This is a genomic window from Porphyromonas sp. COT-052 OH4946, assembly GCF_000765965.1.
Taxonomy (GTDB): Bacteria; Bacteroidota; Bacteroidia; order Bacteroidales; family Porphyromonadaceae; genus Porphyromonas; species Porphyromonas gulae.
In genome coordinates this window covers 1-11388 of sequence record NZ_JQZY01000018.1, presented here as the reverse complement: position 1 = coordinate 11388, position 11388 = coordinate 1, and the positions used below count along the sequence as shown (strand labels likewise).

12 protein-coding genes and 1 pseudogene are annotated in these 11388 nt (G+C 44.9%); 10 read left to right on the top strand and 3 right to left on the bottom strand.

The annotated features are described in order from the left end of the window. Both HQ50_RS10840 and HQ50_RS11465 read left to right on the top strand, forming a co-directional pair. Positions 1 to 294 (top strand): annotated as a pseudogene (locus HQ50_RS10840) (IS3 family transposase); the annotation flags it as partial. Positions 295 to 448: 154 nt separating this feature from the next. Further along, the gene (locus HQ50_RS11465) at positions 449 to 727 is read left to right on the top strand and encodes a DUF1661 domain-containing protein (protein ID WP_080637696.1); all 279 of its coding nucleotides are present in this window, start codon (positions 449 to 451) and stop codon (positions 725 to 727) included. Here HQ50_RS11465 and HQ50_RS07875 read toward each other — a convergent pair. Together HQ50_RS07875 and xseB are read right to left on the bottom strand one after the other, a co-directional pair. Next, on the bottom strand, positions 713 to 1381 hold the full coding sequence (locus HQ50_RS07875) for a 2-C-methyl-D-erythritol 4-phosphate cytidylyltransferase (protein WP_018965341.1): 669 nt from the start codon (positions 1379 to 1381) through the stop codon (positions 713 to 715). The genes HQ50_RS11465 and HQ50_RS07875 overlap by 15 nt on opposite strands. Beyond that, positions 1378 to 1572, bottom strand: a complete 195-nt coding sequence (gene xseB / locus HQ50_RS07870; protein ID WP_026292245.1) for an exodeoxyribonuclease VII small subunit — start codon at positions 1570 to 1572, stop codon at positions 1378 to 1380. Before xseB ends, HQ50_RS07875 begins: the two co-directional genes overlap by 4 nt. Positions 1573 to 1971: 399 nt before the next feature. Between xseB and HQ50_RS07865 the strand changes: the two genes are divergently transcribed. The 7 genes from HQ50_RS07865 (at position 1972) to HQ50_RS07835 (ending at position 8648) form a co-directional block, all read left to right on the top strand. After that, positions 1972 to 3834 carry a tetratricopeptide repeat protein gene (locus HQ50_RS07865; protein WP_052074922.1) on the top strand — a complete coding sequence of 621 codons (1863 nt, stop codon included), beginning with the start codon at positions 1972 to 1974 and terminating at the stop codon, positions 3832 to 3834. Between the two features lie 12 nt (positions 3835 to 3846). Beyond that, positions 3847 to 4518 carry a response regulator gene (locus HQ50_RS07860; protein ID WP_018965338.1) on the top strand — a complete coding sequence of 224 codons (672 nt, stop codon included), beginning with the start codon at positions 3847 to 3849 and terminating at the stop codon, positions 4516 to 4518. A gap of 175 nt (positions 4519 to 4693) precedes the next feature. Continuing rightward, the gene (locus tag HQ50_RS07855; RefSeq protein WP_018965337.1) at positions 4694 to 5380 is read left to right on the top strand and encodes a tol-pal system YbgF family protein; all 687 of its coding nucleotides are present in this window, start codon (positions 4694 to 4696) and stop codon (positions 5378 to 5380) included. A 90-nt stretch (positions 5381 to 5470) separates the two neighbouring features. After that, positions 5471 to 5956: a 6,7-dimethyl-8-ribityllumazine synthase gene (gene ribH, locus HQ50_RS07850; RefSeq protein WP_039429545.1), complete on the top strand. Its 486-nt coding sequence runs from the start codon at positions 5471 to 5473 to the stop codon at positions 5954 to 5956. A 261-nt stretch (positions 5957 to 6217) separates the two neighbouring features. After that, positions 6218 to 6790, top strand: coding sequence for an FHA domain-containing protein (locus tag HQ50_RS07845; RefSeq protein ID WP_039429544.1), 573 nt, complete (start codon positions 6218 to 6220; stop codon positions 6788 to 6790). Between the two features lie 49 nt (positions 6791 to 6839). Next, complete coding sequence (locus tag HQ50_RS07840) at positions 6840 to 8141, top strand: serine dehydratase subunit alpha family protein (protein ID WP_039429542.1); 1302 nt, start codon at positions 6840 to 6842, stop codon at positions 8139 to 8141. A 15-nt stretch (positions 8142 to 8156) separates the two neighbouring features. Next, complete coding sequence (locus HQ50_RS07835; protein WP_039429541.1) at positions 8157 to 8648, top strand: DNA-deoxyinosine glycosylase; 492 nt, start codon at positions 8157 to 8159, stop codon at positions 8646 to 8648. Positions 8649 to 8758: 110 nt separating this feature from the next. On the opposite strand, the gene HQ50_RS07830 is transcribed toward HQ50_RS07835, so the two are convergent. Next, positions 8759 to 9211 carry a copper resistance protein NlpE N-terminal domain-containing protein gene (locus HQ50_RS07830; RefSeq protein ID WP_039429539.1) on the bottom strand — a complete coding sequence of 151 codons (453 nt, stop codon included), beginning with the start codon at positions 9209 to 9211 and terminating at the stop codon, positions 8759 to 8761. A gap of 1026 nt (positions 9212 to 10237) precedes the next feature. Between HQ50_RS07830 and HQ50_RS07825 the strand changes: the two genes are divergently transcribed. After that, entirely contained in the window at positions 10238 to 10780 is a 543-nt protein-coding gene (locus HQ50_RS07825) for a pyruvoyl-dependent arginine decarboxylase (RefSeq protein WP_018965330.1), read from the top strand. The last annotated feature ends 608 nt before the right edge of the window (positions 10781 to 11388 follow it).

Below are 11388 nucleotides of genomic sequence, written 5' to 3'. Positions count from 1 at the left end.
GAGCACCTACCCCAAGCCGGCTTCCGAGAGCTCATGGTGCTTTGTCGGCAATACTTCGGCCCCAAGTTCACGCTTGGCCGCGATCGCTTTTGCGCCCTGCTCAGACGCCATGGTATGATGCTACGCAAACGGTCTGTGCGCCCTCGGACAACCAACTCTCGGCATAGGCTCTACAAGTATGAAGACCTGCTCAATACGGAGCCTAAGTTTGTGCCTCAAAGGCCGGGGGAACTCCTCGTAGCAGACATCACCTACGTGGCTTACCAAGATGGGTTTGCCTATCTCTCCCTACTGACNTTGCTCGTGTCAACCGAAATTAGACCTAAGGGTAAGGGCTGTCAACCTAAAGTAGAATTATAGAAAGAACCGGTAAACCAATTGTAGAACGATCCCGCCAACTGTCAACTTTTTTCAGTACACGTCAACATGGCGCGTAAACTTTTTTCTTTTGGCTCCGGAAGGGAAAAAATCTCGCGCCGGAACGAAAAAATTCTCACGTCATATTTTCAGAAATGACGAGCCAAAATCGGAGTATTTTGGGCCCGTGTTTTCTTGGGAGTTAGCCTATCGAATCAATAATGTTGCTCCAGGTTTTTCATATCGCATGCACCGCATGCGACAACGACGACATCAGTGTCTGAAGTTGCGTCAAATGCAGGAAGTAATTATTAGGGGGAAATTGTTTCCGGGAACTTTGATCCCGTATCAGGCATTAGGATGTCAATAACAGTTCCGCAAGGGAAAGATCGAGAGGAGTGGTCAATTTGATATTCTCAGGATTGCCCTCAATCAATGCCACGGGACGATCAAAATGATGTTCATACACCGAACAATCATCCGTAAAGCGTTCTTCGTATGGCTCCCGATAGGCCTCTTTTAACCACTCACTACGAAAAATTTGCGGAGTTTGTACCGTGACGTAGCGACTCCTGTCCACAGCATAATTTCCATCAGTGGCATAATAGCGAAGCGATTCGAGCAGAGCTCTACAAGGAGCAGCAGCCCCTCCCGCTGCGGCCGCACAGAAACAAGCATCAATAGTCTCGCCACTGACCAAAGGACGTACTCCATCATGCACTGCAACCAAAACACCATTGGGCACAACCTCCAATCCATTCCGAACAGAGGCAAAACGAGTGCCCCCACCTGCAACTACTTGATGAGAGATAGCAAAGTCATACCTCCGGCACAGATCTTGCCAATAAGTATGATGATCAGCAGGCAATACCAGTACTATAGTATCGACATGAGGGACAAAGCGAATCAACGTGTGCATCAATACCGGCCGTCCGGCCAAAAGCAGAAATTGCTTAGGCAAATCGGCCCCCATACGCAGTCCCTGCCCGCCGGCTACGATCAGAGCATAGCGTTTTTCTTTCATGAAAGCTTGGCCATGAGTTCTTCGATCTGCTTATCAGCTACGGTGAGTTTCTCTCGGCAGAAACCAATCAGCGCAATAGCCTCCTCTGCCAGTTTGGTCAGCTCATCCACATCGGGGCTGTCGTGTTCGATAATACGGACTATCTCTTCAAGGCGTGTCATCGCCTCGGTATATGTCTTGTTCTCGGTCATAATGTTGACAAAAATAAGGATTTGCAGAAAAAGCAGTAAATGAACCAGCTTGTTCAAACTCAAAAGTCAGATGAGAAGCTCTGAAAACAACTGCAGCAGTAATAAGCCAACCCTAAACGAGTATGCTCCCTCTTTCGTCAGTCCTTCTGATAACGGATGACTGAAATATAGTTTTGTCCCATATAATTATCCAATTTATACAACTACACCCTATTAAATAGTCAAAAACACAAAAAGACAAGAACTAAAAAGTTTTTCGGACTTCGGAAGACTACTTTTGCTCTAAGCAAAGGCCTTGAAAGCAGAAACGGACAGATAGGCCACAAGGAAACAAGCTTTATATTATAGAGCTCAGTTATCAAAAAATATTATTTTTGCCGACGAAATATAACGCATATTATGAATATACGTATCCAACTGATTATTCTGATACTTATTCTCCCCGCCGCTTTTCCACTCTCCGCGAGAGAGATTAATGTAGATTCTCTTTTCAAAACCGCTTCTGACCTCACTCTATCTGCAGCAGAGAAGAAAAAGAGATATGAAAAGTTGGGCGAACAGCTCAAAAAAGACCACAATGTCGGAACAGCTGCCGATGCATACTCATTGGCTATTAAGTTCGCCCGAGATGCAGGTTTGGTTCAAGATATTCCGGAGCTTCTTCTGGAGTATGCCAGTATGTCCACTTATGCCGGTCGCTATAGCAGTGCAATAACAGCCCTTGAGGAAACAATAGATCTGCTTAAAGGCAACCCTAACGATACAATCGCCGGTCGTACCTATATGCAAATGGGTATCATATTCTTCTTTCAGGAAAAGTGGGATGATGCTCTGACTTTCTATCAACGCGCTCTGGAAATAGCGCAAACCATGAAAAACGAAACAGGTATCCCCATCGCCTATAACAACATAGCCAATATATACCAGAAAAAAAAAGATTTCGAATCGGCTTGCTCCTATTATGAAAAAGCACTTAAGATAGAGCGTGCCAATGCAGATAGTGCCAGTATGTGCAATAGCCTTATGAATATCGGCACGATTATGATCGATCAGAATAAGATAGAAGAAAGTTTCAAACCCTTGATCGAAGCATTGGAGATAGCCTCCAAGACAAAAAACGTGGAGATCCAAGCTCTATGTCACGCACATTTAGCTTACTACTATGCATATCATAGCCTATACGGAAAAGCAAACGAATTACTGACAATCGCAGAGAATTTAGCACAACAAACTGGATATGATCAGGTCAGACTGTGTATACTTGACTTAGCCAGCTTCTTATATGCCGACCATGGATTATACTCCTTGGCATACGAATGCCTGAAAAGATCGAATGCACTATCTGATTCGATCGCATCCAGGCAGATGAAAGAAAAAGTATCTGAATTCGAAGTTCGCTTCAAAAGCAAAGAGAAAGAATCCGAAATTGCATTAAAAAATCAAGAGCTCAGACTTGTGCGCAGACTGCAATTCGCCTTCATCCTGATATGCATTCTGATGACATGCATTATCTCTATCCTCTTTATTCTAATAAGGAGGAGACACAAACAGAATAAGAGACTCCGGGAGATGAATGACACCAAAGACAGACTTCTATCCATCATATCCCACGACATCAAAGGTCCTGTAATTGCACAGAAAATGGCTCTCGACGCTATGCTTACCCCCCAATCCGATTACGATGCCCCAACTCGCAGCATGCTGTCTTCTATTCGAGACAGCGTGGTTTCCGAACTCATTCTTTTGCAAAATCTGCTTGATTGGGCGAATATCCAACTAAGCAACCTCGTGACCACTTTTGTGAACTTCAACATTGTTGAAAATATCGAGAAAGCAATCAGCCTTCACTCCATTTCAGCTCATAATAAAGGCATCGAATTACAGTTGGACGCACCGCAAAGATGTATTGTACGTGCTGACCTACAAATGATCAACACGGTCGTTCGCAACTTGCTTAGCAACGCAATCAAATTCTCCAAAGGAGGTCATATGATACTGATCCGAGTGGAAGAAAGAAAGACTCAAGGAGGAGTAAAAATTTCAATCTCAGACCAGGGAATAGGCATGAGTCAAAAACAAATAAACGACATCCTCGAATCCGACAAAAACAATAAGATTACCGTAGGCACCAACGGCGAAAAAGGAAGTGGATTGGGATTGATCATCTGCAAAGGTCTGCTCGAAAGGAACAAAAGCAAATTATGCATTGATAGCAAGCAAGGCAAGGGTTCGATATTCTCCTTCGTCCTCACCTCGCCTTAAACATATATAACTATGATCAGTATATTACTCGTGGATGACCACGAACTCTATCGGATAGGTTTGCGCGCCACCATCTCCCAAACACAAGGTTTGGCAGAGATTGTAGGCGAGTGCGGTTCTTGTGAAGAGATGGAAACTTTTCTGAAAGAAGAGAAAGCTCCCGAACTCATCATACTGGATATTTGGCTTCCCGATGGCAATGGGGTAGATCTTGCTCGGAAGGTAAAGAAACTATACCCTTCTATTAAGATCATAATACTGTCTTCCGAAGTGTCAGAAAAAACAGTCAACGAGCTGTTGGAAATCGATGTAGAAGGATACATGTGCAAAACAGCTCAAACCAACGATATAGAAAATGCCATTCGTACCGTAGCCACCGGCAGTCATTTCTATGGCAAGAGCGTTTCCAAGATGATTCTGGACATTTGTCTATCTCGCTCGGCAGATCGCTCAGCGAAAAAGAGCAAGAAGTCGCAGGAATCTTGCGAGTTAACTGAGCGCGAAAAAGAAGTAGTCCAGTATCTATGCGATGGCTATTCGGCCAAAGAGACTGCAGAGAAAATGCATCTCAGCTACCGAACCGTAGAGACACATCGTAGCAACATTCTGCGCAAATTAGGATTCTCCAATGCAGCCGAACTGATACGGTATGCCGTGAAGACCGGATTAGTAGATTGGCAGTAGTTCTCTTTCGAGTCGTCCAACAGCCTAATTAAGTAAGCGTCGGAATACAGAGAAATGGAAGAAATGTTTTCGTCAAACAATTAGATATCGTATTTATTCAGACCGTACATTTGTATATCACAGTCAAACGCGTACCTTTGTGCGACTGAAAAGAAATAAATAACTATTCCATCATATGGCTAAAAAAGAAAATCAACAACCAGAAAACCACGTAGGAGAAGTGGTTTCACGCTCGGAACAGTTCGTAGAAAAGAACATGACCAAGATCGGCTTGGTTATTTTGGGCGTTTTTATCATTGTGGCAGGTTTTTTTGCCTACAAACGTTTCGTCAGCGAACCTAAAGCTCGTGAAGCTGCTGCCAAGGCATACCTTGCCGAAGACAAATTCATTCAGGAACTGGATAGCGTAGCCTTAAACGGAAATGGCACTAACGAAATGGGACTGCTCGCAGTAATAAAGAAATACTCCGGTTCGGATGCTTCCAATCTGGCAAAAGCCTATGCCGGCATTTGCTACTACAACCTCGGAGAATATCAGCAAGCCATTGATCATTTGAAAGGATTCTCTGCCAAAGAAAATATGGTAGCACCTTCCATTACTCGCCTGATCGGCGACTGCTACGTACAGCTCAAAAAGTACGAAGAAGCAGTGGGCTATTTCGAGAAAGCCGCTGCCGCAGCTTCCAACGATGCCATCACTCCGGGCTGTTTGGTGAAAGCTGGTCGCGTATATGAAGAACTCAAGCAATATGACAAAGCTCTCGCTGCTTACACGCAGGTAAAAGACAAATACTACACCTCGATGGAAGCCAACACAGTAGAAGCAGACATCATACGCGTAAAATCCAAAGGAGCGAAATAATAATATCAAACAACAAAATAAGAAGGGCATCTGTCTCATGCTGGGATGGATGCCTTTTTTTCAGGACAACTCATTAGACAAAACCAAAATATGGCTACAGCTTATCATAATCTATCCGACTACGACTACGAAAGTGTCCCCAGCGGCAAAGGACTTCGTATAGGAATTGCCGTTGCTGAATGGAATCGCAATATCACAGAAGCTCTGATGAAAGGGGCCATCGCTACCCTTTTGAAGCACGATGTAACAGAAGAGGATATTATCGTACAGCACGTTCCCGGCACATTCGAACTTACCTATGCAAGTGCATACCTCGCAGAACAGCATGAAGTGGATGCGGTAATTGCTATCGGTTGTGTAGTCAGAGGCGACACACCGCACTTCGACTACATCTGCCAAGGCGTAACCCAGGGAATCACCCAATTGAATGTTGACGGCTTTGTACCTGTCATCTTTGGCGTGCTTACCACGGAAACCATGCTTCAAGCCGAGGAGCGTGCCGGAGGAAAACATGGCAACAAAGGCACAGAAGCAGCCGTTACGGCTCTCAAAATGGCCAGATTGAGAAGGGTATAAGCACTCTTTCAGCCTCTATATCTTTCTGAAAAAAGATACAAGAGCCACGAATACAATAAAGAAAAAACGATCAATAACGAGAAGCCTCCGCTGGTAAATGAGCGGAGGCTTTTCGTTTATAGGGACAAACTATTCACATTACCACTATCACAGGCTATTCAGTTTAGTACCCTAACTTTTGTTTTTATGCGCCGTAGTCTCTTCTTTTTGGGGTACATAAACAATGATTACTTTTGCACACGAGAAAATAACGTCTTTTTAATGAAAAGAGTCTTTTGTCCGAAGTGTGACGGTCCTATCACGATCAGCCGTGAAACTCTCTCTCAGACATCTCCGAACGGTTCTTTGTCGTTGCTCTGTCCGCATTGTTGTCATCAGTTGCGCATTCGGCTGGTAAGCACATCCGACAGTTCACGCAATCACAAAACAGTGCAGGAGGAACAAGAATTGGAGCAGGAGCTCGACCGAAGCCACGGATACATCGTCGTATTGGAAAATGTATTCGGATACCGACAAGAGTTTGCACTCAAAGAAGGAGACAACGGGATAGGACGTCGCAACAAAGACTCGGTGGTGGACATTGCAGTGCTGACAAGCGATCCAAGTATGGGACGGCACCACTGCATACTGCGAGTAACCCCGAAAAAAGACGGATCATTTCTTTATTCGATTGCCGACGATGATAGTCTTGTAGGCACTTTTGTCGGAGGACGTCTTCTGGACAAAAAAGAATGGTGCAGACTGAACGACGGCGATGTGATTACGATGGGTGCTACCAGTGCCATATTGTACACATCGGATCACAAAGACGCCGAATCCGAGGAGAAGAATTAACAATCAAGAATAAGCCAGTCCAAAGAGCCTTTTCAATATCACTTTCAAAATGGATACACCAACCCAACAACGAATTATCAGTCTCATTAAGAAAGAAGTAGTTCCGGCCACAGGTTGTACCGAGCCGGTTGCCGTTGCCCTTGCTGCTGCTCAAGCTGCTTCGCTCATGGACCAACGACCGGACCATGTAGAGGTACTGCTCAGCCCCAATATGCTCAAGAATGCCATGGGCGTAGGTATCCCGGGAACAGGAATGATCGGACTGCCGATAGCCATAGCCCTTGGGATCGTGGTAGCAGACCCGACCAAACAACTCAAAGTGCTTGATGGAATTGCACCGGAACAGCTGGAGGAAGCCAAGAAAATCGTCGATAGTAAGATTATACAAGTAGCTGTCAAACAGGGTGATATAGACAAATTGTACATCGAAATCAATATGTCGGCCGGTTCCGAATCGGCATCTACGATAATCGAGAAGATCCATACCAATATCATCTATGCTGCACACAATGGCCAAGCCGTCATCGATAGTCGGCATGATGCGACTGACAAGAACGACAGCGCATCATTGGATTCGGAGGAGGACATCACACTATCCTTCGAGATGGTATACGACTTTGCAATGAATACACCTACGGAAGAGATCGAATTCATCTTGGAAGCTGCTCGCCTCAATCGACATGCCAGCGAAGTCTCCATGAAGGGAAACTATGGCCATGCCGTAGGACGAATGATACAAGGTTCTCTGGGACGCCGCTATCTTGGTGACAGCTCTCTTACCCGCATGCTTACTTATACAAGCTCGGCATGCGATGCACGTATGGATGGTGCTCCGGTAACAGTCATGAGCAATTCCGGCAGTGGCAATCAAGGTATTACGGCCACATTGCCCGTTCTTTCATTTGCCGAGGACGAGCAAGCCGATCACGAAAGAACGGTAAGGGCTTTGGTCTTGAGCAATCTCATGGTGATCTACATCAAGCAGAAGCTGGGGCGTCTGTCGGCTCTGTGTGGCTGTGTCGTAGCGGCAACGGGATCGAGCTGCGGACTCACTTATCTGATGGGAGGTACTAAAGAGCAAATCGGATTTGCCATCAAAAACATGATCGGCAATATCACCGGCATGCTTTGCGATGGAGCCAAGCCGAGCTGTAGTATGAAAGTGTCCAGCGGAGTCAGTTCTGCCATGTTCTCTGCACTGCTGGCCATGGAGAAAAAGGTAGTGACCAGCAACGAGGGGATCGTGGATGACGATGTAGACCAAAGCATCGACAACCTCACAAGCATAGGCCGGGATGGCATGAACGCCACCGATACCCTCGTGCTCAATATCATGACCAACAAGAAGTAAAGTCTTGTCTTAGGTATGGATTGCGGACAAAAGTATTCTTTCCCACCCATCGAGGATGGTCATTTAGAGATTCTGATATTGGGCAGTCTGCCCGGTGACGAATCTATTCGCAGGGGACAATACTATGCTCATCCTCGCAACCGCTTTTGGCCTTTGATGGCAAAACTGCTGGGCAAGTCCCTACCCGATGACTATGCAGGACGAACCGAGATGTTGCTTTCGGCACATATCGGTCTGTGGGATGTAGCCCATTCGGCTATTCGCAAGGGAAGTGCGGATATTCAGATCTGCGACGAAGTGCCCAATGACATAGGCTCACTGATCGAACGAAATCCTCATCTGCACACAATCGCATTCAACGGCCAAAAAGCAGAGAAAATGTTCGGAAAGCATTTCCCCGAAACTCTCTCCATTCGTCGTCTGCTCATGCCGAGTACAAGCCCTGCCAATGCCGTAAAAACCTTAGACCTCTTAGTGAAAGATTGGAGTAGGATCTTTTCTCTTTGATAGAATCCTACTGTAAAGAAAAAGGGTTGTGACGATGGATAAAACCATATTCACAACCCTTTCATTATTAGGGCAGACCGCCTAAAGCGGCCTTTCTGTCGGAATCTTGATTATTTCTGCTTGGCCAATACGTAGAAAGGAGCCATCTTCTCATCCTGAACTCCATCGTACTGCAACGAATCGGCAGTCGCATTCAACACAAGCCGAAGAGGAGAAACCTCTCCTTCTCTTGCAAGAGATACCGTATCGCCACTAATGGTAAAAGCACCGCTATTCGTAGATCCGAAACCTTCTTCTTTTCCACCCTTGGCTACTTCTTCCAGAGCAAAAGTTTTGTCTGCATTCAATACCAACTTAACATCGAATCCCTCTGCATCGGCAGCAGGAATAAGGCCTGTATAGGTACCTACAAAGCGCTCTACATCGGCAGCAGCCGCAGCCTCTACCTGTGCTATAGAATCAGCAATACGTGCGCTATCGGCAGCAGCATCCTGCTCATTTTTATTTCCGCCACAAGCAACCAATGCAACGCTCAACATGGCGAAACCAAGAATTTTTTTCATCTCTTTTCTCGTTTTAAAAACAATAATTATTACTCAACGTGATTGCGGATTCCACCAACGATGAGACCGCCTATCACGATGCAAAATTACAGTTTTTTTTATATGTAGCTCATTTTCATTCGGATTCCTTCGCTACAGTACCATTGGTCAGTGCTGTAGCGACATCAGCCTATCCACTGTTCGGTTCTTTTTCTACCTTTGTATTCGATAAGGCTTACATCGGCAAAAATACATGGCATCCGAAAGCCCTATCGTATGAATATAATTACAGGACATAAATGACAAAAATATATTAGACATGTATCCGACTTCCTCACACACTGCACCGGCCCTTTCGGCTTATCCTATCTTGTCCTATATCACACGATTGCAGCACATAGGAGAAAAGTATACCTCGATGAAAAATAAAGTGGAATAATCACGGCGCAGTCCACCTGCGATACAAGGCACCCATCCGAGTTCGGTCGCGAACTTCGGGTGGGTGCCTCTTTTATTCCGACCTTCAAAGCAACCTTTCGGAGGCTACGATTTATATACAAATCACTTTTGATTTCTATATTTATAGAAAACTATTTATATATAAATTGAAATCGTTTTATATACAAATCGAAAATGATTTATATATAAATCGTGATCCAAACTCCGGAAAAGCAGATTCAGATCACAAGGAGCCTGTTTTCTCTTCTTTTTTATATGAAAATCCGGCTCTTTTTAAGTGCTTATTTAGAATCATGCCAAACTCTTCTTCGTTGTTGAAAACTTTTTCGGCACGTAATTTCGACGAAATTCGGATGACATTCTTCCATGGGGAGCACACTGCTTTCAGTACATCTCCGAGTCTTCGCTCTTAAAGCAAGATCGAACAAATCGGATCACCACCATGTCATATAAAAAAACAGGACTTACTTCCGCAAATTTACAAGGGGAAAAGAGCGATAACCCTTCATCGGATATAGACGAAATAATCCTATCTTTGCAGGACGAAACAGTGTAAGTACTAACAACATATCAAGGACAATTACAAAAATGAGCAAACTTGTAGGGAATCTCATCCCCAACACTTTTTTCATTACCAAGGGTAGTGGTGAGTCTGATCTGGAACTGCATGCCGGTTCGTATCATATGGCTCTGTTCGACGCCGGGATCTCGGACTTCAATATCATGACGTACTCCTCCGTACTGCCTGCGACGGCTCATTTGGTCACAATGGACGAAATAGACCTGCCGCCTTTCGGCTCCGAGCTGAAAACGATCATGGCCGTATCGCACGGTTATCAGGACGAATTCGTTTCGGCCGGAGTGGTGTATGCATGGATGTACAAGGATGAGAATTTCGACGAGAAAGCCGGAGGTCTCGTCTGCGAGGTCAGCGGACGCTACCGTATCGAAGAGCTGGAATCCCGTCTGATCCGCGTTATCAACGATCTGCACCAGAAGACCTACAGCCAATACTACCTCGGAGAGCTGAACTTCATCACCGAGGGTATCACGATCGAGAAGCGATACGGCACGGCTTTGGCCGGTTTGTGCTTTATGGATTTCATCCAACCCGAAGTACAAAAAAAGTAGTCCTATCCGCCCTCAAGCATAGCTGCCTGCATTCCCAAGCAGCTTAGTGTACAGTCATGGTTTTCTCCTGCTTTGAGACAGGTGCAAATCATGGTTGTTTTTTGTTAGGTGGTTATTTATAATAATACACTAAACTTTATCAATAATCCCATTCAGAAGAAGAGTTTTTTACACATCTGCTTCGTCTAATTAGCAAACCATAAATTTGTATGTCGAGAACTCGTTCCCACAGATGGTAGAACTCTTGTTTGTGTTCAACAGCCAAAAGGGCGAGAAAAAGGAGATACCAAATGAGGAGAAGAAGCAAATTTCTTCTGACTCTCCACTTTATTGGCTTCTCCTGTTTCAGGCCTGATGCGTAAAAAATAGAATGCTATTCTCTCCATTATAGACAGAGTCATAGCTTACCACAAACATATAAAGGTCATAAGCACAAGTTCTGCCCAGTCAGAGGCTCACAGTGACATAACAGAATGGCAAGCAGACCTGATAAAGCATTTCACCTAATTCTATATAGTCATCCCTTAAAAAGCATTTGCAAGTGAGAAGTCATTCATCGATGGTCTCTCGCTTAGCTTTTCGCTTATTATTTTGAGCAGGTGCAAAAG